This window comes from Rossellomorea vietnamensis, from assembly GCF_025398035.1.
GTDB lineage: Bacteria > Bacillota > Bacilli > Bacillales > Bacillaceae_B > Rossellomorea > Rossellomorea vietnamensis_B.
Genome location: NZ_CP104558.1, coordinates 1075293 through 1096994, shown reverse-complemented (window position 1 = coordinate 1096994; position 21702 = coordinate 1075293). Strand labels below are relative to the sequence as shown.

Below are 21702 nucleotides of genomic sequence, written 5' to 3'. Positions count from 1 at the left end.
TAGTATCAGTATATATGTTAAGCGCGGGTTTGTCACATTCTGATGAAAGCATTTTCAGCGTTTTCAATGAATGAAAATAGGGAAATGATAAGTAGGATAAAAGGAGCTGTTGGATATATGATAAACACTCAGGAATGGTTGGAAGGATTAGTTGAAAAGGCGAGACCCTTTGCATCCGAGGGAAGGGTTGCAGAGTACATACCCGCACTTAAGGATCAAAATCCCCATGATCTTGCAATAAGCATTTACACTCTGGATAATAACTCCTGTTATGCGGGGGATCACTTGAAGAAATTCACTCTCCAAAGCATCTCAAAAGTCATCACCCTTGCACTCGTATTAATGGACTACGGGGAAGAGCACGTTTTTTCAAAGGTTGGAATGGAACCTACAGGAGATCCATTCAACTCCATAGCGAAGCTCGAAACACACAAGCCGTCAAAACCCCTCAATCCGATGATCAATGCGGGGGCACTGGCTGTAACGAATATGATCAAGGGAAACACCGGAATGGAGAAATGGCACCGCTTAATCGAATTCATCAATCATATGACAGGGGAAACGGTCTCATATAATGAAGATGTGGCCTATTCTGAACTCCAAACGGCCAATCTGAACCGATCCCTATGCTACTTCATGAAGCAACATGGGGTGATCACGGGGAATGTCGAAGATCTACTCGTACTTTACACGAAGCAATGTGCCGTGGAGATGAACTGTGTGGATCTCGCCAAAATGGGAGCGGTATTCGCCAATGACGGGATCGATCCGGAGAGCGGCAGGGAATTGATTACGAGGGATGTAGCGAGAGTATGTAAAACATTCATGGTGACATGCGGGATGTATAATACCTCCGGGGAGTTTGCCATTAAGGTGGGGATCCCCGCTAAAAGTGGCGTATCCGGCGGCATCATGGGATCGGTTCCTGGTAAATGCGGAATAGGGATCTTCGGACCGGCACTAGATGATGTTGGAAACAGCATTGCGGGGCTGAAGCTTCTCGAAATGCTCAGTGATGAACACTCATGGAGTATTTTTTAACCTGGAATAATGGTTCATCCCTCCAATAATAGAGCGCGACTTACGTGATGAAATACCCCCATTTATTATATGAAAAATGTTCGAAATTCTGTCATTGAATCCCGGGAAAAACACTTATTTTTCTTGCAATTTATCGGGTTTAACGATAAAATTTTAAGACAGGAAGGTTATTTGTTCGGAATGGGGGGATCACTGTGGCGTCAGAAATGACAATCAATCATCGGGAAAAAGCCTATGAACTATTAAAGGCCGACGCAGAAAAGATATTACAACTTATCAAAGTGCAAATGGATAATTTAACGATGCCCCAATGTCCTCTATATGAGGAAGTATTGGATACCCAAATGTTCGGATTATCTCGTGAAATAGAATTTGCGGTCCGCTTAGGGCTTGTAGATGATCAAGATGGAAAAGATCTGATTGATTCTTTGGAAAGACAACTTTCTGCCCTTCATGAAGCATCTACAAAAAAGTAAAATAGTCATGACAACTCAAACAATACATAGATCTGTTGTTTGAGTTTTTTTGTTAAGGAAAGATGTTTTGAAAGATGAAATGATATAAGAGAAAAAGGATTGAAATGTCATGATTAAAAAAATAGCAAAATCCTACGATTATTCTTTAATCGCTGTGTATGTATTTCTTTGTTTATTTGGCCTCGTCATGATTTATAGTGCCAGTATGGTCATGGCAGTGGAACGGTTCGGCTGGGATAGCGACCACTTTTATAAAAGGCAGATGATCAATATCATCATCGGCTTTATTGCCTTTACGATAGCAGCGTGGTTTCCGTATAAAGCCTTTCAAGTAAGTAAGATCATCAAAGGCCTGATGGTTGTGATCATCGGTTTATTACTTGCGGTACATATTTTTGGGTATGAGGTGAATAACGCTAAAAGTTGGATCAACTTAGGATTCATGCCCATCCAGCCATCGGAGTTTGCGAAACTTGCCGTCATCATTTACCTTGGTTCCGTTTACTCCAAGAAACAGGCATACATAGATGACTTCAATAAAGGTCTTGCACCTCCATTACTGTTCCTTGGCTTCATATGCTTTTTAGTATTCCTGGAACCTGACTTCGGTACGGCAGCAATCATTTTTGCCATCGGTGCCATCGTCATTTCCTGTTCGGGCATCAGTTATAAAACATTTTTCAAGCTTGCAGGGCTTGGAGTAGGATTTTTAATTGTCCTCTCCCCGGTCATATACCTGGCAAGGGGCTTCATTTTCACAAAGGAAAGGCTTAGCAGGATTGAAGCCTATCTTTCCCCGTTTAAATATGCACAGGGTGAAGGGTACCATTTGGTGAATTCTTACCTTGCGATCGGGTCCGGGGGAGTGAAAGGTCTCGGATTAGGACAAAGCGTCCAAAAACTTGGCTATTTACCCGAGCCCCAAACGGATTTCATCATGGCCATCATTGCTGAGGAGTTAGGGGTATTCGGGGTAAGCTTTGTCATCCTCGGCCTTTCCTATATTGTGCTCAGGGGAATTTATACAGGCGTGAAATGTCAGGATCCGTTTGGAACGATGCTTGCAATCGGGATTTCCTGCATGATCGGAATCCAGGCTTTCATCAATCTTGGAGGGGTATCCGGCTTGATACCGATTACAGGGGTCCCACTTCCGTTCATCAGTTACGGTGGATCGTCCCTCTTGGTGCTATCTTTGTCGATGGGTGTCCTCGTAAATGTGTCGATGTTTGTAAAATTTGAAGAAAAATATAAAACAAAGAAGGAAAATGACTATCCTTCGGAGAATAAGGATAATAGCAAAAAAATATATGGTGTAAAAATGTAGGTCACTTTGATAGAGTATCTAAAACTCTAAGTCTAGGGTCTGCCCCCTAAGATACTTCTTAATTATCTTTGGGGTCAGCCCTTTTTTCATAGACTTCAATATGGGGAATTTCAATCATGAATAGCCAAAAGGAGAGAGTGTATTGAAACGAATTAAAAAAGTACTGGTAGCAAACCGCGGAGAGATTGCCATCCGTGTATTCCGTGCATGTACGGAACTTAATATTAGAACTGTAGCAATCTATAGTAAAGAAGATTCAGGATCATATCATCGCTATAAAGCAGATGAAGCCTATTTGATAGGTGAGGGGAAAAAGCCTATTGATGCCTATCTCGATATAGAAGGGATCATCCGAATTGCAAAGAATGCAGATGTGGACGCCATCCACCCTGGATATGGCTTCCTGTCTGAAAATATCCATTTTGCAAGAAGGTGTGAAGAAGAAGGAATCACCTTTGTAGGGCCTCATTCTGAGCACTTGAATATGTTTGGTGACAAAGTGAAGGCACGCCATCAGGCACAGCTCGCGAATATTCCGGTCATTCCGGGTACTGATGGACCAGTAGATACATTGGAAGAAGTCATCAGCTTCGGGAAGGAAAACGGATTCCCGATCATCATCAAAGCCTCATTGGGTGGCGGTGGACGGGGAATGCGCATCGTCCGCAATCTTGAAAGCCTAAAAGAAGCCTATGAGCGGGCTAAATCAGAAGCGAAGGCAGCGTTTGGCAATGATGAAATTTATGTGGAGAAATTTGTTGAAAATCCGAAGCACATTGAAGTCCAGATTCTAGGAGATCATGACGGTAACATCGTCCATCTGTATGAACGTGATTGTTCCATTCAAAGACGTCATCAGAAGGTAGTGGAAATTGCGCCTTCCGTATCGTTGAGCGATCGCTTGAGGGAAGATATCTGCGCGGCAGCCGTCCGGTTAATGGATAATGTCAAGTATGTGAATGCCGGGACCGTTGAGTTCCTTGTAGCAAATGATCAATTCTACTTCATCGAAGTAAATCCACGGGTTCAAGTGGAACACACGATTACGGAAATGGTGACAGGTGTGGACATTGTACAATCACAATTGATGATTGCCGAAGGGTATGCCCTGCACGGCGATAAGCTTGGTATCCCTCTTCAGGATGACATCAGGACAAATGGATTTGCCATTCAATCCCGTGTGACAACGGAAGACCCATTGAACAACTTTATGCCTGATACCGGGAAAATCATGGCGTACCGGTCAGGTGGGGGATTCGGGGTCCGTCTCGATGCCGGGAATGGATTCCAGGGTGCGGTCATTACACCTTATTACGATTCCCTTCTCGTGAAGCTTTCCACATGGGCCCTTACATTTGAACAAGCTGCGTCCAAAATGGTCAGAAATCTTCAAGAATTTAGAATTCGGGGGATCAAGACGAATATCCCGTTCTTGGAAAATGTCGTAAAGCATGAAAACTTCATTACGGGACAGTATGATACCTCGTTTATCGATACGACTCCTGAACTATTCATTTTCCCGATAAGGAAAGACCGTGGAACGAAAATGCTTTCGTATATCGGAAATGTCACAGTAAATGGATTCCCTGGAGTAGAGAAAAAGAAAAAACCTGTCTTTCAAAAACCGCGGGTACCGGCCCTTGATGTAAAGAAAGAGTTTCAACCCGGAACGAAACAAATCCTGGATCAGCATGGGGCGGACGGCCTGGTGAATTGGGTCAAAGATCAGAAATCAGTGCTCCTCACCGATACAACATTCCGTGATGCCCATCAATCTTTGCTGGCGACGCGTGTCAGAACAAATGATCTGAAACAAATAGCGGCACCGACATCTCAGTTGCTGCCTGATATGTTCTCCTATGAAATGTGGGGTGGAGCGACATTCGATGTGGCTTACCGCTTTCTTAAGGAAGACCCATGGAATCGATTGTTGACTTTGAGGGAGCGAATTCCAAATGTATTATTCCAAATGCTCCTTAGAGCGTCCAATGCGGTAGGGTATAAGAACTATCCGGATAATGTAATCAGGGAATTCGTCGAGAAATCAGCGTTTGCCGGTATCGACGTCTTCAGGATCTTTGACAGCTTAAACTGGATCAAGGGAATGGAAGTGGCGATTGACGCCGTGAGGCAAAGCGGGAAAATCGCAGAAGCGGCCATTTGCTACACAGGTGATATCGATGACCCGACAAGGACCAAATATGACATCGATTACTATAAGAATATGGCCAAAGAGCTCGAAGCGAGTGGGGCACACATTCTGGCCATCAAGGATATGGCGGGACTCCTAAAGCCGCAGTCAGCCTACCGGTTGATTTCGGAACTGAAGGATACAGTGAGCCTGCCGATTCATCTGCATACACATGATACGAGCGGGAACGGGATCTACACATACGCAAGAGCCGTCGAAGCGGGAGTCGACATCGTCGATACGGCCCTTAGCACCATGTCCGGCTTGACGTCCCAACCTAGTGCCAATACGTTGTATTATGCGTTAAAAGGGACTGAAAGAGAACCGAATGTTAACATTGATTCCCTGGAAACCCTGTCTCACTATTGGGAAGACGTCCGGAAGTATTATACAGACTTTGAAAGTGGAATGATGTCGCCGCATTCAGAAGTATACAAACATGAGATGCCAGGGGGGCAGTACAGCAATCTTCAGCAGCAGGCAAAAGCAGTTGGGCTCGGTCACCGCTGGGAAGAAGTCAAAGACATGTATGCAAGGGTCAACCATCTCTTCGGGGACATCGTCAAAGTGACTCCTTCTTCTAAAGTGGTCGGAGACATGGCTTTATTCATGGTTCAAAACGATTTATCAGAAACAGACGTACTCGAAAAAGGTGAGAAAATCGATTTTCCTGATTCAGTCGTTGAGTTATTTGAAGGATCACTGGGTCAACCTCACGGAGGCTTTCCGAAAGAATTGCAGAGCGTGATCTTGAAAGGCCGCAATCCGCTGACCGTACGACCTGGAGAACTGCTGGATGATGTGGACTTCACAGCACTGAAAGAAAAACTCTTTGAAGACCTCGAGCGTCCGGTCACGAGTTTTGATGCCCTTGGATATGCCCTCTATCCGAAAGTATTCATGGAATACGCACGAACAATGGATCAATTCGGGGACATCTCGGTCCTTGATACCCCTACATTCTTATTTGGGATGAGACTGGGTGAAGAAATAGAAGTGGAAATCGAAACCGGGAAGACACTCATCGTGAAGCTTGTCTCGATTGGACAGGCTCAGGCAGATGGTACCCGTATCGTTTACTTTGAACTTAATGGCCAGGCCCGTGAAGTAGTCATTAAGGACGAAAGCATAAAATCCACTGTGGCGGCCAAAATGAAGGCTGATGCAAAAAATGAAAATCATATCGGGGCTTCTATGCCGGGAACGGTTATAAGGGTCATTGCAGAAAAGGGAGAAACGGTTGAAAAGGGAGATCATTTAATGATCACTGAAGCCATGAAGATGGAAACGACCGTCCAGGCGCCTTTTGCAGGAACAGTTAAAGATATCTATGTGCAAAATGGGGATGCCATCAGCCCTGGGGATCTATTGATTGAAGTGAATAAAGCATAATGAAAAAGGATTCCGGTACATGTAAGTACCGGAATCCTTTTTTTAATGCTTCCGTTTACTTCTTGAAGCAAGAAGATTGAAGTAACATAATAATCCAAACAGACACGAAATGATCAAAGCATGCATTAAGGCAATCGCCAGGTTCAGTCTTGTGAACACTACGAGTGCACCACTCATTACTTGAAGACAAACCAGGGTGAAGGCGATGATCCAGCCCCAGTAGATCACTTTCTGGTGCTTATGCTCTTTAATGGCAATGTAAGTGATATAGGCAATCCATAAGAAGATGAAGCCTGCTGCTGCCCTGTGCCCCATCTGAATCCATTCGTACAGGTTTGTGGGGAGGCTTGGGGAGGAGTTGACGCATAATGGCCAATCCTTGCACACCAGGCTGGACTCCGTATGCCTCACGAGTGCGCCGGTATAAACTACAAGATAACTATATATCGTCACCCCGACCGTATGAAATCTCATCCGTCTGTCGATGACCAATGAATTCGCATCAAATTTCTGGTCGACCTCAAAAATCAGCAGTGTCAATAATAATATGGAAGCAAAAGAGATGAGGGAAATTCCGAAATGGATGGCCAGAACGAAATCCGATTGCCCCCATAATACAGCTGCAGCACCGATTAGTCCCTGCAATACAAGAAAGAAGAAAGAAAGGGCTGCAAGGAATTTTGTTTCCCGTTTATAACCGATTGATCTCCATGACCAGATCGATAAAGCCAAAACCAATAATCCCACACCGCCTGATACAACACGATGTGCTAATTCTATAACAAGCTCAAATGTAATATCACTTGGAATGAACTGTCCGTTACAAAGGGGCCAAGATCGTCCGCAGCCCATGCCGGATTCCGTCTTCGTCACCAGGGCTCCACCCAAAAGCACGAACAACATACCCAGAGTAGTCAGAACCGCAAGCCACTTTAATCCTTTGTGAACACCTTTTTGCAATCTATTCACCTTCTTAATTAAAAGACTCTACACACTTTCTATAAATAAATATAGTAGAAAAATATATATGCCTCTACGATATTACATAATAGGTGTGAAAAACTCAACCGATAAAATGTTACAGAATTATGAGCATTTATCTAGGGAGAATAGTGAATAGTAATAGTAGGGAAGGACTAATTTGCGTAAAAACAAAATCTGTAAGCGCTTAGCTGTGTTTTATGGTATGATGGGATTAAAATGTTTGTAGAAATTTGAAGAAACTTCTGCGTCTTCCTTTCTTCACAATTTCTTCACATAATTGTCTAATTCTCCCCCAAAAAGGAAAAAATATATGGTTTAATATAATATTGATAGCATATATACTATTTCTTATCTGTGGATGTTTTTACAGATGAATATAGAAATAGTTAATCATTTCCTATATAGTATAGAGGTGGCAACAAACCTCTTGCCTTTTATAGAGAGGAGAGAGAAAATGTCTAACAGTCGAATCATGACAGACGTTGAAAAAGCAGATGTGACAGCTTCAACTGCTTGGAAGGATTTTTTAGCGCTCATTAAAATTGGGATCGTTAATTCCAATTTAATTACAACCTTTACAGGTATGTGGTTAGCCTTTTATTTTACGAATACACACTTTCTAAATTCCCTGGATATCATGTTTCTTACATTGATAGGTTCTTCCCTGATTATTGCGGGGTCCTGCTCCATTAACAATGTATATGACCGGGACATCGATCATCTGATGGAAAGAACGAAGGAACGGCCAACCGTAACAGGCAAAATCAATGGACCAAAGGCATTGTCCCTTGGGTTAATCATGATTGCGGTCGGTCTGATCATGTTATTCATGACAACCATCACTGCTGGTGTCATCGGGTTGATCGGGGTATTTAGTTACGTTGTATTATATACAATGTGGTCAAAAAGAAAATATGTAAGCAACACAATTGTTGGAAGTATCTCAGGTGCGGTTCCGCCGCTGATCGGCTGGGCAGCTGTAGATGCAAACCTGGATGTAGTCGCCTGGGTGCTGTTCCTTATGATGTTTATCTGGCAGCCTCCTCATTTCTACGCGTTAGCGATGAAAAGAGTGGAAGAATATAGAGCAGCCAGTATACCGATGCTTCCAGTAGTGAAAGGATTCGCTACAACGAAGCACCATATCGTAGCATGGGTCGCGGCCCTTTTACCCCTTCCTTTCTTCTTGATGGATCTCGGAATGTTCTTCTTTATTCTGGCAACGGCCTTTAACATCGGCTGGCTGGCACTTGGTCTGGCAGGGTATAAAATGAAAGACGATATTAAGTGGTCAAAGCTTATGTTTGTCTATTCATTAAATTACTTGACTATCTTGTTCGTAGCGATGGTCATCGTTACGGTACTTTAAGATTAGCGGGAATTCTTTCTGTTAAGAAATCCAAATAGATATTTTTATGGGTCCTTGTTTTATTCAAAGTACATTACATGAAAGAGGGGTTTGATTAAGCTATGAAAGCAAGGCTATCTAAGTGGCGCTTATTTTCAGTTGTAGCAATGTTGGCGCTAGTTCTATCTGGCTGTGGAGAGCCATTTCTCTCCACACTGCAGCCAGCTGGTGAAGTAGCACAGACACAATATGATTTGATGATACTTGCTACATTAATTATGGTGTTGGTCATCATTGTAGTCATGGTTGTCTATATGGTTGCGATCGTTCGTTTCCGTAGAAAGAAAGGGGATACAAAAATCCCTAAGCAGGTAGAGGGAAGTCACACACTTGAAATTGTGTGGACCGTTATCCCGATCATCCTACTTCTTATCCTTGCTGTTCCGACTGTTACAGCAACGTTCCAGTTAGCGGATACAAAGGCGATGGATAAAAAGGATAAAGACGGTAATCGTGAGGCATTGGTCGTAAATGTTCGTGCCAATCTTTACTGGTGGGAGTTCGAGTATCCTGATGAAAAGATCATTACATCTCAAGATTTAGTTGTCCCTACTGACCAAAAGGTATATTTCAATGTGACAGCATCAGATGTAAAACATTCATTCTGGATTCCAGCAGCAGGAGGAAAGATTGATACAAACGTAGATGGCGTGAATAAATTCTTCCTTGAGTTTGACGGGAAAAAGGCCGAAGAAGCAGGCGGATTATTCTATGGAAAATGTGCTGAGTTATGTGGTCCTTCCCACGCTTTAATGGACTTTAAAGTTAAAGCGCTTCCTAAAGAAGAATTTACAGCATGGGTTGAAGATATGAAAAATGCAGGAGAACCGAAACCGACTTCTGATTTAGCCCAACAAGGACAAGAAATCTTCAGCAAGAAATGCTTAAGCTGTCACGCGGTATCACCGCAGGATGGAAGACCTGAATCTGCTCGACTTGCTCCTAACTTATCCAACTTCGGTGAGCGTTCACGTATCGCTGGCGTATTGGATCACAATAAAGAAGAGTTGAAAAATTGGATCTCAGATCCTGAGCAGTACAAACCAGGTAATAAAATGACAGGTACATATGGTAACCTGCAGGAAGATGAAATTGATGCACTTGCAGAGTATTTAATGGGCTTAAAGGTTCAAGATTAATTGGGGATTAGTAAAAGGGAGGTTTAATCGTGAGTAGCTATTCACAGAAAAAAGGCTTCGGCGCGACTGTATGGGACTACATGACAACAGTAGACCATAAAAAGATCGCCATCCTTTACCTAATGGCAGGAGGATTCTTCTTCCTTGTCGGTGGTTTAGAAGCTCTTATCATTCGTATACAACTTGCCGTTCCTAACAACGACTTTGTTAGCGCTGGTTTATACAACGAATTATTAACGATGCACGGTACGACGATGATATTCCTGGCTGCCATGCCGCTGATATTTGCATTCATGAATGCTGTTGTACCACTGCAGATCGGTGCCCGTGACGTTGCGTTTCCTTTCGTAAACTCATTGGGGTTCTGGTTATTCTTCCTAGGGGGAGTATTCCTGAATCTTTCATGGTTTATGGGAGGGGCTCCAGATGCAGGATGGACATCTTATGCATCTCTTTCCCTGGCATCACCGGGTCATGGAATCGACTTCTATGTATTGGGGTTACAGATTGCCGGTGCGGGGACATTGATAGGTGGTATCAACTTCCTTGTAACGATCATTAATATGCGTGCTCCAGGAATGACATATATGCGTATGCCGCTTTTCACCTGGACAGTATTTGTTACATCGGCACTTATCTTATTCGCGTTTCCTGCCTTGACAGTAGGTTTATTCTTAATGTTATTCGATCGTATGTTCGGAGCGAATTTCTTCGATGTCGCAAATGGCGGGAATACGATTATCTGGGAACACTTCTTCTGGATTTTCGGTCACCCTGAGGTATACATCCTTGTATTGCCTGCGTTCGGGATTTTCTCTGAGATCATTCCACACTTCTCTAGAAAACGATTATTCGGTTACTCATCCATGGTATTTGCGACCGTATTGATCGGTTTCCTAGGATTCATGGTTTGGGCCCACCACATGTTTACGGTTGGTTTAGGACCTATCGCGAATGCCATATTTGCGGTTGCTACAATGGCAATTGCCGTTCCGACGGGTATCAAGATCTTTAACTGGCTCCTTACTATGTGGGGAGGAAGTTTAAGATTCACGACTCCTATGCTTTATGCTGTAGCATTCATCCCTACTTTCGTAGCGGGTGGGGTAACGGGAATCATGCTGGCTTCTGCCGCGGCAGATTACCAGTTCCATGATACGTATTTCGTTGTTGCCCACTTCCACTATGTTATCGTAGGTGGGGTAGTATTTGCCCTACTAGCAGGTACTCATTATTACTGGCCAAAAATGTTTGGAACAATGTTGAACGATTTCTTAGGAAAGATCGCGTTCTGGTTATTCTTTATCGGCTTCCACCTGACGTTCTTCATCCAGCATTTCCTTGGACTGATGGGAATGCCGCGTCGTGTATGGACATTCTTGCCTGGTCAAGGATTCGAAACGGCTAACTTAATCAGCTCCATCGGTGCAGGATTCATGGGTGCAGCTGTAATCGTTTATGTCATCAATATCATTTCAACTCAAGTTAAAGGTGTAAAGGTTTCCAACGACCCTTGGGGAGACGGACGTACCATTGAATGGGCAATCCCGTCACCACCACCGTTCTATAACTTTAAACAAACACCACTTATCCGTGGGTTGGATGCGTATTGGTTAGAGAAAATGGAAGGGAATAAAGGATTGACTCCAGCTGAACCTATCGGTGATATCCATATGCCTAATAATTCCATTTTACCTTTCTTTATCTCACTGGGATTATTCATTGCGGCATTTGGTGCCATGTATCACGTAGATGATAAAGCATGGGCACTGCCTGTTCTCATCATCGGTATGCTTATCACATTGGGATCCATGTTCCTTCGTTCTGTTGTAGATGACCACGGTTATCATGTGCATAAAGAAGATTTAATGGACGACGATAAAGGGGGTAAGGCATAATGCAAGCTGAAGAAAAATTCACGCCAAAGACCTGGCCGGCCTCCCCTGAAAAGGCGACCCTTGAGGGGAAAAATAAATTTATGGGCTTCTGGTTTTTCCTAGGTGGAGAAACGGTCCTTTTCGGCTCTCTTTTTGCAACGTATTTAGCTCTTAAAAACAGAGTTCCTAGTGATAGCCATGCTCTCACTACTGATCTTTTTGATTTACCGCTTTCCTTTTTAGCAACGATGCTGCTTTTAACAAGCTCGCTGACAAGTGTCTATGCGATGTACCATATGAAAAACTTTAATTTCCAACGGATGCAGGCCTGGTTATTGATTACCGTTTTACTGGGTGCCGGTTTCCTTGGATTGGAGATTTACGAGTTTAATCATTACGTATATGAATACGGGCATACTTTTACTAGTAGTGCATTTGGTTCAGCTTTTTACACACTTGTAGGATTCCACGGGGCTCACGTTGCCTTCGGTCTTCTTTGGATCGTCAGCCTGATGCTTCGCAATGCTAAACGTGGTTTAAATCTGTACAATGCTCCGAAGTTTTACTTGGCTTCACTATACTGGCACTTCATCGACGTTGTATGGGTATTTATCTTTACAGTAGTATACTTAATGGGAATGGTGGGATAAACTGATGGCGAATCAACAATCAACTTCAGGTAACCCAAGTGTAGATTACGAATATCGTCGTAAGAAGAATGCAGAAGACATGAGAATGCAGTTAACATCATTCATGTTAATGATTTTCTTAACATTGGTGGCGTTTATCGCTGTAGCTGGGGATTTCGATAAGTACTTTGTGGTACCTTTCATTCTCCTACTTGCAGTCGTTCAACTGGTTTTTCAACTTTATTACTTCATGCATATGAGTCATAAAGGTCATGAAGCTCCATCCTTGTTCCTGTATTCTGGTGCACTTGTTGCATTTATCACAGTGTTAACATTTTTAACAATTGTATGGATCTAAAGAAAAGTCAGCCTTTTGGCTGGCTTTTTTTGTGCTTGTCGGGCCAACCCAGTCGGCTCCGCTTTTCGATTGTCCAGCTCCGGCGGGTAGTCCCTCGAGGTCACAACTGAAAAATCCCATAAGGCAAAAAACGCCTTTTGGGATTTCCCAGTTGTGCTTGTCGGGCCTGACCAACCCGCCTCCGCTTTTCTAATGTTCAAGAACTTGTCATGACCTCGCATTGAAGTGGGGGAGGGTTGTCAGTATAATGGGGGTAGGTGTTAATTGTGAAATGAGGTGAGAAGATGCCTTTGGGTATTTTTGGATTTATGGCGTTATGGAGCCCGTTTTTTCTTATGACGCTGGTGTTTATGACGGTACTCTATTTTTTGATAACGATAAAGTGGAGGGAGAGCTTCAGGGATAACAGGAAGCTGACTGGGAAGGAAGCAGCGTTTTTCCTTGTTTCGATGGTTTTATTATATGCCATCAAGGGTTCGCCTGTTGAGGTTCTGAGCGGGATATTGTTTTCTGCACATATGACACAGATGGCCTTTTTATATCTTGTCTTTACTCCATTATTGATTTTGGGAATACCGGATTGGGTTTGGAAGGCAACGATTGAATTGCCGGTCGTGAAACAAATATTCAGCTTTATGACCAAGCCGCTGATTTCCTTATTGTCATTCAATCTGGTTTTTTCAATTTACCATATCCCGTTAATCTTTGATAACGTACGGACGGATGTCACTCTACACGCTTTGACCACGTGCATATTATTCATTCTTGCCGTATTTATGTGGTGGCCACTGATTAATCCGGTAGACGAAGATATTGAATTAAGTGGTTTAAAACGAATCGGGTATATCTTGGGAAGCGCCGTGTTATTGACCCCGGCATGCGGATTGATCATCTTCGCCGAAAACCCGATGTATGCGACCTATTATGATCCAAACGAATGGCTCCAGGCGTTATCTCTATGTGTACCTGTTAATACACTGGAAGGGTTGACACTTACTGGTCCGGAATTATTCACGTCCATGTCGACTCTCAATGATCAACAGCTTGGGGGAGTCCTGATGAAGATCATTCAGGAAATCGTGTTTGGAGTCGTGCTATTTAATCTGTTCTTCCAATGGTATAGAAAGGATCAGGAGCAGCAAGAGAAGCTCTCCTATGATCCGGTTGCAGATTCAACCCTGCCAGAACAATAAATGCGTATACAGGGATATCCGGGAGTGTGGTTATTCCTGTATGTACATAGGTGCCATGAAAGAAACTGGTTAGAATTTTTTAGAAAAGAGAGGAAACGAGATGGATTTACCTATTTTACCTACCATTAGCACGAGTTTCATCGTGTTAAGTGCTGTTACTGTGGCAATAGGCTGGTGGCAGATTAAACAAAGAAAGATTGAACAACATCAGAAAACGATGACACTTGCGGGAATCTTCGCCCTTATCTTTTTCGTTATTTACTTGAGCAGGACGATTTTTGTCGGGAACACATCATTTGGCGGTCCTGATGACATCAAGGTCTATTATACGATCTTCCTGGTCTTTCATATTACTCTTGCGACCACAGGCGCCGTATTTGGCATCTTAAGCCTTTGGACAGGGTATAAGGATCGTCTGAAAACCCATCGCAAGCTTGGTCCGATTACAAGCTTCATCTGGTTTTTTACGGCCATTACAGGGGTTGCCGTTTATCTTCTGCTTTACGTTTTCTATAAAGGTGGAGAGACAACGTCCGTTATTAGGGCTATACTAGGATATTAATAAAAACCGCTATGTGAAATAAGCATAGCGGTTTTTTATATATAAAAAAGCAAATCCCGGAGCAGCGGGATTTGCCCTTTTATACTTTGAAGTTGGTTTTAATGATACCTGCTTCTTTAGCGGAGTTAAACACAATGAGCAGCAATGGGCCGATAATGAATCCCAATACCCCAAATAGCTTAAGGCCAAGATACATGGCAATGAGCGTAGCAAGGGGGGACAATCCGATATGGCTTCCCATTACCTTCGGCTCTACGGTTCGTCTGATGATCAACAATATGGCGGCCAGCACAGCTAATTGGGTTCCGAGGGCGATGTTTCCAGTCAAGAGATGGAAGATTGCCCATGGGCCCAATACAACGATGGAACCGATCAATGGAATGAAATCAATCACCCAGATGATAAGTGACATGACAATTGCCACATCAGGGGCTATGAAAAGAAGCCCGATCAAGGAAACGATAAAGATGATGATACTGACGAGAAATTGCGCCTTAAAGAATCCAAATATAACGTAGGTAAGTCTGGACGTCATGAAGGTTACTTTCTCAGCTGTTCTCTCTTTTAGATGACCATAAATGGATTTCTTGATCCTGGGCAGATCCAGCATGAATAGAAAAAGTGCGATTAAGTAGACAAGAAAACTGACCAGATAATTAGGTATATACGACAAAAATACGCTGATTCTTTCTATGTTGAATGAATTCAGAATCTTTGTTTTCCCACTCTCCAGAAAGCTCTGGACATCATCACTGAAGCTCTTGACCAATTCATCGGGAAGATCCTCGGTTGCATTCAACAATCGATCTTCGTAATCAAGCCAGATATCGCTTAATTGATTAACGTATTTGGGTGCATCTTCAATAAGCTTAATTCCTTCTCCGACCACTTTAGTGGTGACGAAAAACGAGGAAACACCGATGAGGAGAAGAAACAGAATGAAGACGGAAAGGACTGCGAATCTCCGTTTTGTTGAAAAGCGTTTTTGGATGAAACCTACAGCAGGCTCAAGAAAAAGAGCGGTGATGATCGCAGTGATCAATGTTACGGACACCGGCAAAATAAAAAATGCAATTAATGCTATCAGTAAGATGACCAATGAGATCATCCATACTTTTTTAGTGAAAAACTTGGACAATGGTGTACCCCTTTCTAACAGGAACCTCTTCCTTTTATTATATTAGAGTCAGAGAAGAATGAACAGTGGGAAGAAAGTGAAATTTTGAAGGTTTTGTTTCTGTTTAGAGCTGATTGTATTGAAGTCCCTTTCGTACAAAAAGACCATATAGAAAAGACTGTCCACAAGGCGGACAGTCTTTATTGTAGGTATATTACCATGCAAAGTTCATTGCATCTTTTTTAACATCTGCTAAGAGCTTTTCGCAAGAAGTGACAAGGTGTTTAGGGAACTCTTCACCTTCACCATATTCCACTCCGTGCGGGTAGTAATGTTTCCCGAGTAGCGGAGTCATTAATTGGATAACAGCGTCATGTTTTCCGATATCCCCCTCGACTGCAAGGCCCTGGATTCGTAAATAGAAGATGCCTTCTCTAATTTCAAATTTACGGTCATAGGTTACACGCTCGTAATCCCATTGACCTGCACGGACCAATCCATGAGATTCCATGATTTCGTCCAATCGGTTTAAATCGACTTTTAAGCTTTCAAATTCAGTTGCTTCAAAACGCATAATATTTTCCTCCTATATTGGCTTGCATGAGAATGACGGATCCCCATGCTGTCCGCATCGTAAAAGCATTTATATCGGTGTATGTACATTGATACTAAATGCGGTATTTCTCATACTTAATAATAGTGGAAAAAACTTTATCTTGCAATGTCTTGAATCATTTGAATTGGGTGATTTTTAAAAAGGTTAATATCTTTCATGTTAATACCGGAAAATAGAAAATGAAATATATTGAATAACAGGAGGGATAAGATGACCCAAACCCTGGAAAATATATCGGAATCCCACTTTAGTAATAAGCCACTTTAGTCAAAAGAAAATCCGGACGATCATTCGAAATTCATTTATTGAAAATCGAATTCGTTCGGATTTTTGTTTTTGTAAAGTATTATGTGAAAGGATTGAAAGAGTACGTCAGTTTTAGTGCGGCTGAAAATATGCTATTCTTTATGGTAGACACAATTTAATAATCCGATTAGTGTATACTATTCATAGTAACGTTGACCTATTTTTTCATGGGGAAAGAGAGGAGGGGAGATCCTGAAAACCGTTTTACGTGTTTTGATCATATTTGTCATTATTTTAATTATTGGTATTTATCAAGGTCAAAAGCAGGAAAACAAACCATTAAAGGGACCAGAAACCCAGACTCTTAAGGAAGACAAAGAGAACAAAGTGAATCAATCCATTGAGACACCAGGGGAAAGACCGGCTTCAGGCTTATCCACCTGGATAGGCAAAGATACGAAAAAGGTAAAGGAAGCATTCGGGGACCCGGAAAGAGTCGAACCCAGTCCGTACGGATATGATTGGTGGGTTTATCCGATTTCAACTAAACAATACATACAAATGGGCGTTGTAAATGATAAGGTGGTTACCTTATATGCCATCGGGAATCAGGTGGATGTGGCCCCTTATAAGCTTGGACAGAGCCTGGAAGATATCTATCGTTTTACCATTGTTGAATCTGAAATCGTTGTGAACGATGATTCAGGAGCTTATCAATTTGAATTAAATGAAGAAGATTTGAATACACGCCTTCTCGTACCCCTCGGAAATATCTATGCTCAGCTTTATTTGGATAAAATCACAAGCCGACTGACGAGTATCCGATTTCTGGATAGCCGCACATTGATCGAGATGCATCCGTATGAAATGATGTATCGTGGAGAATTGGCTGAGGAAATGGAACCTAGTGAAGACGAATGGGATAAGGTGAATACAGCAAGTGAACAGCAGATATTTGATATTACGAATGTAATCAGACATCAGTTTGATGAAGAAGCTCTCGAGTGGGATGAGGAAACGGCGGAGATAGCAAGGGGACATAGTAAAGAAATGTATGAGGAGGATTACTTCTCCCATGATTCACCTACCCTAGGGGATCTTACTCAGCGTTTGGAACAAGGGGATGTACGTTTTAAGACAGCAGGGGAAAACATCGCATCGCAATATATGGATGCCCCGGAAGCTGTGCATGGCTGGCTCAATTCAGAAGGTCACAGGAAGATCCTGCTGGAGAAGAATTTCACCCATCTTGGCGTAGGTGTTTACAAACGATTTTATACCCAGAATTTCATAGAGAAAATGGAAGAAGAAGAATAAAAAGGTGGATTCTCCAGAACGGAGAATCCACTTTTTTATTGATTCTTTTTGAAAATAAAAAAAGAACCCGTTGAGTGAGCTATGATTTTACCGTCAGAACTTACCACTTTACCATCCACTACAATCGTTTTGCTACCTTGATGAACGACTGTCGCATGGGCAGTGAGGCGTTCACCTACACCGGGTGCCAGGTAATGGACATTTAAGTTTGTCGTCACTGCGCCATAACCTTCTGGAAGCATCATGTTTGCCAAGGTACCCATAGCAGTATCAACAAGGGTAGCGGTGACACCACCATGTACAATTTCAAGCGAGTTATATGTAACGGGGGAGATTGGTATGCTAACCTCTAAGTTCCCGTCTGTCATTTTTCTGTCCATGGCGAAGATCCCGCCAATGATTGATCCATTTTCACTGTTTTTCTTCCGTTGTATACCTTCGAGCAGCTGTTTCATAATCAGGAGATCTTCATCGGTAGCTCCTGTCATACATTCATTAAATAATTTTTGTACCTGTTCTCTCATGTTTAAACATCCTTTTAAAGTATTCACAGTCAGCATTGAACTGTTGGGACAACGAGTGGGCAATTACATGTAAATATTACTACAAAAAGGAATGTATCACCATTCTTTTCAACTTTTCATAAAGTATAGTAGGTAGAAGCCTGTAATGGAGGTGTTCATATTATGGGGAAATCATTACACCCTAAAGTCAAAGAATTTAAAGGTTTTGTGAAAAAGCATCCGAAAATCATTAAGGATGTGCGAAACGGCGATGCTAATTGGCAGGATCTCTTTGAAGACTGGTATTTGCTTGGGGAAGATGACACAAGGTGGGATAAATATAGGACAGAGTCAGAGAAAGAAAATGAAAAGACTTCGACCAATTCCGAAAGTAAAGGAGGGTGGATGGACCAGGTGGGAGAAATGGTGAAGAAAATGGACGCTAATCAATTGCAGCAGCATATCAACAGCTTAAGTGAAGCTCTTGGGACCGTTCAGGGAGTTCTCAGTCAATTTCAATCAGGTAACAATAGGGGATCCGGTACAGCAACCAAAACGGAAGCTCCATCCAAACCTTCCCATCCATTTTCTTTCCGAAAAGATTAAGGGGGTAAAATATGAGATCGGACATCATTGAATATATTTACGGTAAAGAAGACCTGAAATTATTTCTAAGGGATCAACCCCAGTGGTATCGAACACTTTCCCGAAATCCAAATGAACTTGAAAAATTTGAAATCGCGTCCATCAATCATTTTGAAAAAACGATTCCACACAGGGTTCAAAAATTTTCGAATGGAGTACAGATGGCTTCCATGATGATCAGTATGTTTCAATCCATGAATAGTGCCGACAATTAAGGTGCTATTTTTTTGTAGACATTTGGACAACCAATATTTGAGTAAAAAAGGGATCGATAGGGCAAGGCTATAGGTAAGGAGTGGTGTAAACGATGAAGAAAATGATGTTGTTAGCCTTCGCTTTACTAGTATTAAGCGGCTGTAAGGAAAAGATGCCTGAGCCGGAAAGCTTCTCGTTCGCTAATAAGGTGGAGGCGGCCAATCGAGAGCAAAAGACTGTTTCCATCAAACATATGGTTCAGGGAAATCAAGTGTATATCGAGTGCATTGTGCCGGGTGTTACATTCACTACAGAAAAAAAGGGCGCAAAAAAGGGTAAAATCATTGTCAGGTCCAATACTGGGAATTTGTATAAAGAATATCACACGGCTGCCTTTGTCATTAAAGGATTACCCAAAGGTGTGCACTTATTGAATGTTGAAATTGTAGGGAAAAACAACCAGTCATTTGGGATGAAGGATCAATTTTATGTGACCATTCAATAAGACGCCCGAGAACTTCACCGCCATATTTCGGCGGTGTTTTATTTTTAGTCATTTTCCATTCGAATTTAAATATCGAATTTGTCTATTCGCTTCCTTCCGTAAAACATGTTAAAATATCGTTACGGAGGTGGGCGTTATGCTTGCTACTATTGAAAGAATGGAAATATTGGATTCAGCTGACGAATTATCTCAGTGGATAGTAGAATCTGATGTGGCAGAGAATTATCGTAAGTCTTTATATAAACTGCGTAACAACTCTGAAACTCAGCGAAAGGTCCAAACCTTTTCACGGATGAAAGAGAGTTACGAAGAAGTACAACGTTTTGGCAGATACCATCCTGACTACAAAACCATCATGAAAGAAATCCGGGAAGTTAAGCGGGAGATGGATCTTGATGAGAATGTGGCAGAATTCCGCAGAGCCGAAAACGAGTTACAGGATCTCCTTGATCAGGTGAGTCTTGTGATCGGACATTCCGTCTCTAAAAATGTGAAGGTTCCATCAGGAAATCCTTTCTTCTCAAGCGGGGGATCCTGTGGAGGCGGTTGCGGTTCAGGTGGAAGCTGCGGTTGTTCGGCGTGACATAACAAATAAAAGAAAGAGCGGACTGAATATGTCCGCTCTTTCTTTTATTTCACCTATTGTTTTAACCGCACACAATCCACACAGAGATTTCCACAGCAAAACATTTTTTCCAGGGGAACAAAGAACCGGTGGCGATACACATATAAAGATTCTTCTTCTCTAAAAAAAATAGTATCAGAATGCAGTCTCTTTCCACGCATGGCTTTAGCCGACCATTTCTTTATGCAGTATTCGATATCATCTTTCGATTTCTTTGATCGAATATAGATGAATGGAATGCCGGCACTCCATTTTACCTGAGCTTCTTCAATTCCGTCCTCTTCCTTCAGGTGTTCAATGAAATAGTCCCAAATCACATTCAAGTCCATATATGCCCTCCGTTCTCTCGATATGCACTTTTTACTTTACACTCCATTTAAGGAAAGATCATACCATTCCTTATTGCTTACCCACACGCTATTATGCTAGACTTAAAAAAAAGTGATTCCTAGAGGGGAAACTATATGTTAACAGAAAGACAAGGTTTAGTGGTTTGGTTACATAGCTTGAAGCATGCCAAGTCCCTTAGACGATTTGGAAATGTTCACTATGTATCGAAAAAAATGAAATATGTTGTGCTGTATTGCAATCAGGACGAATTAAACTCTGTGATGGAAAGAATCTCAGCTTATTCATACGTGAAGAAGGTCGATCCTTCCTTTAAGCCATTTATCAAGTCCGTCTTTGAAAATTCACGTCCTGATAAAGCGAAGGAATATGATTACAAAATGGGATTTTAAGAATGGCTGCCAAAGAATATTATTTTGGCAGCTTTTTTCATTTGACTGTCAGATCAATCTGTTTGAGCCGCGCGTCGACGGTCATTGCAGAGGGAGTATATAATGATTTAATCTCAAAATGGCAATCAAATGCTGATAGTACAGTGCATTTTCCGGAAACAGAGTCGAGGGCTTAACATCCATTTGAATGATGACCCTTCCAAGCTTCTCAGCTGTCTCCTCAAATAGTGAATAGCGCTGATTTGGTGTAATATTTGGGTTGGGAATTCCTTCCCTGCATACATAAATGGCCTGGAATTTTCCTTGTTCCGTCGGTTTCATTACAAGGGCCAAAGAAGTGACAGCACGGTCCTTCACAATGGTATGGAATGCCAGCATATGCTGCAAACGTTCTTCATTCGCTTTCGCAAGCTCCAAAAGCTCGTAAATATCTGAATAACCTTCTCCTAATTCAATAAAACGTTGAATCATTGTATTATTCCCCTTTTCTTACCAAGTTCATCAATTCCTTATTATTTCAAAATGAAAGACATAAGTAAAGATGGTAATGATGATCATTTCAATAGGATTTTTATTGAAAATATGGTCTTTTCACAAATATGTACCACTATTATCC

23 protein-coding genes are annotated in these 21702 nt (G+C 42.1%); 17 read left to right on the top strand and 6 right to left on the bottom strand.

Annotated elements, in window-relative coordinates:
• Positions 1-117: 117 nt before the first annotated feature.
• From glsA to pyc, 4 genes are all read left to right on the top strand, one after another.
• The gene (glsA, locus tag N5C46_RS05650; protein ID WP_261751251.1) at positions 118-1041 is read left to right on the top strand and encodes a glutaminase A; all 924 of its coding nucleotides are present in this window, start codon (positions 118-120) and stop codon (positions 1039-1041) included.
• A gap of 194 nt (positions 1042-1235) precedes the next feature.
• Positions 1236-1517, top strand: coding sequence for an Fpa/YlaN family protein (locus N5C46_RS05645; RefSeq protein WP_034755973.1), 282 nt, complete (start codon positions 1236-1238; stop codon positions 1515-1517).
• A 109-nt stretch (positions 1518-1626) separates the two neighbouring features.
• Complete coding sequence (locus tag N5C46_RS05640; RefSeq protein ID WP_261751250.1) at positions 1627-2844, top strand: FtsW/RodA/SpoVE family cell cycle protein; 1218 nt, start codon at positions 1627-1629, stop codon at positions 2842-2844.
• A 142-nt stretch (positions 2845-2986) separates the two neighbouring features.
• Positions 2987-6427, top strand: coding sequence for a pyruvate carboxylase (gene pyc, locus N5C46_RS05635; RefSeq protein ID WP_261751249.1), 3441 nt, complete (start codon positions 2987-2989; stop codon positions 6425-6427).
• A 42-nt stretch (positions 6428-6469) separates the two neighbouring features.
• Here pyc and N5C46_RS05630 read toward each other — a convergent pair whose 3' ends face one another.
• Positions 6470-7330 carry a COX15/CtaA family protein gene (locus N5C46_RS05630; protein WP_261752288.1) on the bottom strand — a complete coding sequence of 287 codons (861 nt, stop codon included), beginning with the start codon at positions 7328-7330 and terminating at the stop codon, positions 6470-6472.
• Between the two features lie 535 nt (positions 7331-7865).
• Here N5C46_RS05630 and cyoE point away from each other — a divergent pair.
• The 7 genes from cyoE (at position 7866) to N5C46_RS05595 (ending at position 14577) form a co-directional block, all read left to right on the top strand.
• Positions 7866-8780: a heme o synthase gene (cyoE, locus tag N5C46_RS05625; RefSeq protein ID WP_261751248.1), complete on the top strand. Its 915-nt coding sequence runs from the start codon at positions 7866-7868 to the stop codon at positions 8778-8780.
• A 101-nt stretch (positions 8781-8881) separates the two neighbouring features.
• Positions 8882-9958, top strand: coding sequence for a cytochrome c oxidase subunit II (gene coxB / locus N5C46_RS05620; protein ID WP_261751247.1), 1077 nt, complete (start codon positions 8882-8884; stop codon positions 9956-9958).
• A gap of 29 nt (positions 9959-9987) precedes the next feature.
• The gene (gene ctaD / locus N5C46_RS05615; protein WP_261751246.1) at positions 9988-11856 is read left to right on the top strand and encodes a cytochrome c oxidase subunit I; all 1869 of its coding nucleotides are present in this window, start codon (positions 9988-9990) and stop codon (positions 11854-11856) included.
• Positions 11856-12485, top strand: coding sequence for a cytochrome (ubi)quinol oxidase subunit III (locus N5C46_RS05610; RefSeq protein WP_261751245.1), 630 nt, complete (start codon positions 11856-11858; stop codon positions 12483-12485). The genes ctaD and N5C46_RS05610 overlap by 1 nt, the downstream gene beginning before the upstream one ends.
• A gap of 4 nt (positions 12486-12489) precedes the next feature.
• Complete coding sequence (gene ctaF / locus N5C46_RS05605; protein WP_159361829.1) at positions 12490-12822, top strand: cytochrome c oxidase subunit IVB; 333 nt, start codon at positions 12490-12492, stop codon at positions 12820-12822.
• A gap of 284 nt (positions 12823-13106) precedes the next feature.
• Complete coding sequence (gene ctaG, locus N5C46_RS05600) at positions 13107-14015, top strand: cytochrome c oxidase assembly factor CtaG (RefSeq protein WP_261751244.1); 909 nt, start codon at positions 13107-13109, stop codon at positions 14013-14015.
• Positions 14016-14115: 100 nt separating this feature from the next.
• Positions 14116-14577 (top strand): DUF420 domain-containing protein, encoded by a 462-nt coding sequence (locus N5C46_RS05595; protein ID WP_034755946.1) that lies wholly within the window; start codon positions 14116-14118, stop codon positions 14575-14577.
• Between the two features lie 79 nt (positions 14578-14656).
• Here the strand turns inward: N5C46_RS05595 and ytvI are convergent, their stop codons facing one another.
• Both ytvI and N5C46_RS05585 read right to left on the bottom strand, forming a co-directional pair.
• Positions 14657-15715 (bottom strand): sporulation integral membrane protein YtvI, encoded by a 1059-nt coding sequence (gene ytvI / locus N5C46_RS05590; protein ID WP_261751243.1) that lies wholly within the window; start codon positions 15713-15715, stop codon positions 14657-14659.
• 193 nt (positions 15716-15908) lie between these two features.
• Entirely contained in the window at positions 15909-16268 is a 360-nt protein-coding gene (locus N5C46_RS05585) for a YugN-like family protein (protein WP_261751242.1), read from the bottom strand.
• Positions 16269-16943: 675 nt separating this feature from the next.
• Between N5C46_RS05585 and N5C46_RS05580 the strand changes: the two genes are divergently transcribed.
• On the top strand, positions 16944-17873 hold the full coding sequence (locus N5C46_RS05580) for a CAP domain-containing protein (RefSeq protein WP_261751241.1): 930 nt from the start codon (positions 16944-16946) through the stop codon (positions 17871-17873).
• A gap of 35 nt (positions 17874-17908) precedes the next feature.
• Here N5C46_RS05580 and N5C46_RS05575 read toward each other — a convergent pair whose 3' ends face one another.
• Entirely contained in the window at positions 17909-18397 is a 489-nt protein-coding gene (locus tag N5C46_RS05575; protein WP_261751240.1) for a PaaI family thioesterase, read from the bottom strand.
• Positions 18398-18559: 162 nt separating this feature from the next.
• Between N5C46_RS05575 and N5C46_RS05570 the strand changes: the two genes are divergently transcribed.
• The 4 genes from N5C46_RS05570 (at position 18560) to N5C46_RS05555 (ending at position 20304) form a co-directional block, all read left to right on the top strand.
• Positions 18560-18982: a YlbD family protein gene (locus tag N5C46_RS05570; protein WP_034755933.1), complete on the top strand. Its 423-nt coding sequence runs from the start codon at positions 18560-18562 to the stop codon at positions 18980-18982.
• Positions 18983-18993: 11 nt separating this feature from the next.
• Positions 18994-19236 (top strand): YlbE-like family protein, encoded by a 243-nt coding sequence (locus tag N5C46_RS05565; protein WP_224520327.1) that lies wholly within the window; start codon positions 18994-18996, stop codon positions 19234-19236.
• Positions 19237-19328: 92 nt separating this feature from the next.
• Entirely contained in the window at positions 19329-19721 is a 393-nt protein-coding gene (locus N5C46_RS05560) for a hypothetical protein (protein ID WP_261751239.1), read from the top strand.
• A 136-nt stretch (positions 19722-19857) separates the two neighbouring features.
• Complete coding sequence (locus tag N5C46_RS05555; protein WP_034755927.1) at positions 19858-20304, top strand: YlbF/YmcA family competence regulator; 447 nt, start codon at positions 19858-19860, stop codon at positions 20302-20304.
• Between the two features lie 56 nt (positions 20305-20360).
• On the opposite strand, the gene N5C46_RS05550 is transcribed toward N5C46_RS05555, so the two are convergent.
• Positions 20361-20675: a hypothetical protein gene (locus tag N5C46_RS05550; protein ID WP_261751238.1), complete on the bottom strand. Its 315-nt coding sequence runs from the start codon at positions 20673-20675 to the stop codon at positions 20361-20363.
• Between the two features lie 135 nt (positions 20676-20810).
• Here N5C46_RS05550 and N5C46_RS05545 point away from each other — a divergent pair, with 135 nt between their 5' ends.
• Positions 20811-21086 (top strand): YlbG family protein, encoded by a 276-nt coding sequence (locus tag N5C46_RS05545; RefSeq protein ID WP_261751237.1) that lies wholly within the window; start codon positions 20811-20813, stop codon positions 21084-21086.
• 81 nt (positions 21087-21167) lie between these two features.
• Here N5C46_RS05545 and N5C46_RS05540 read toward each other — a convergent pair whose 3' ends face one another.
• On the bottom strand, positions 21168-21557 hold the full coding sequence (locus N5C46_RS05540) for a DUF7147 family protein (protein WP_034755919.1): 390 nt from the start codon (positions 21555-21557) through the stop codon (positions 21168-21170).
• Positions 21558-21702 lie beyond the last annotated feature (145 nt).

What these genes read in the sequence shown, in the direction of transcription:
- N5C46_RS05640 (WP_261751250.1), top strand. Translation starts at nt 1,627, where the DNA reads ATGATTAAAAAAATAGCAAAATCCTACGATTATTCTTTAATCGCTGTG.
- glsA (WP_261751251.1), top strand. Translation starts at nt 118, where the DNA reads ATGATAAACACTCAGGAATGGTTGGAAGGATTAGTTGAAAAGGCGAGA.
- coxB (WP_261751247.1), top strand. Translation starts at nt 8,882, where the DNA reads ATGAAAGCAAGGCTATCTAAGTGGCGCTTATTTTCAGTTGTAGCAATG.
- cyoE (WP_261751248.1), top strand. Translation starts at nt 7,866, where the DNA reads ATGTCTAACAGTCGAATCATGACAGACGTTGAAAAAGCAGATGTGACA.
- N5C46_RS05575 (WP_261751240.1), bottom strand. Translation starts at nt 18,397, where the DNA reads ATGAGAGAACAGGTACAAAAATTATTTAATGAATGTATGACAGGAGCT.
- N5C46_RS05555 (WP_034755927.1), top strand. Translation starts at nt 19,858, where the DNA reads ATGCTTGCTACTATTGAAAGAATGGAAATATTGGATTCAGCTGACGAA.
- ctaF (WP_159361829.1), top strand. Translation starts at nt 12,490, where the DNA reads ATGGCGAATCAACAATCAACTTCAGGTAACCCAAGTGTAGATTACGAA.
- N5C46_RS05595 (WP_034755946.1), top strand. Translation starts at nt 14,116, where the DNA reads ATGGATTTACCTATTTTACCTACCATTAGCACGAGTTTCATCGTGTTA.
- N5C46_RS05540 (WP_034755919.1), bottom strand. Translation starts at nt 21,557, where the DNA reads ATGATTCAACGTTTTATTGAATTAGGAGAAGGTTATTCAGATATTTAC.
- ctaG (WP_261751244.1), top strand. Translation starts at nt 13,107, where the DNA reads ATGCCTTTGGGTATTTTTGGATTTATGGCGTTATGGAGCCCGTTTTTT.
- N5C46_RS05585 (WP_261751242.1), bottom strand. Translation starts at nt 16,268, where the DNA reads ATGCGTTTTGAAGCAACTGAATTTGAAAGCTTAAAAGTCGATTTAAAC.
- N5C46_RS05610 (WP_261751245.1), top strand. Translation starts at nt 11,856, where the DNA reads ATGCAAGCTGAAGAAAAATTCACGCCAAAGACCTGGCCGGCCTCCCCT.
- N5C46_RS05570 (WP_034755933.1), top strand. Translation starts at nt 18,560, where the DNA reads ATGGGGAAATCATTACACCCTAAAGTCAAAGAATTTAAAGGTTTTGTG.
- N5C46_RS05545 (WP_261751237.1), top strand. Translation starts at nt 20,811, where the DNA reads ATGTTAACAGAAAGACAAGGTTTAGTGGTTTGGTTACATAGCTTGAAG.
- N5C46_RS05565 (WP_224520327.1), top strand. Translation starts at nt 18,994, where the DNA reads ATGAGATCGGACATCATTGAATATATTTACGGTAAAGAAGACCTGAAA.
- N5C46_RS05630 (WP_261752288.1), bottom strand. Translation starts at nt 7,330, where the DNA reads ATGTTGTTCGTGCTTTTGGGTGGAGCCCTGGTGACGAAGACGGAATCC.
- N5C46_RS05560 (WP_261751239.1), top strand. Translation starts at nt 19,329, where the DNA reads ATGAAGAAAATGATGTTGTTAGCCTTCGCTTTACTAGTATTAAGCGGC.
- N5C46_RS05550 (WP_261751238.1), bottom strand. Translation starts at nt 20,675, where the DNA reads ATGGACTTGAATGTGATTTGGGACTATTTCATTGAACACCTGAAGGAA.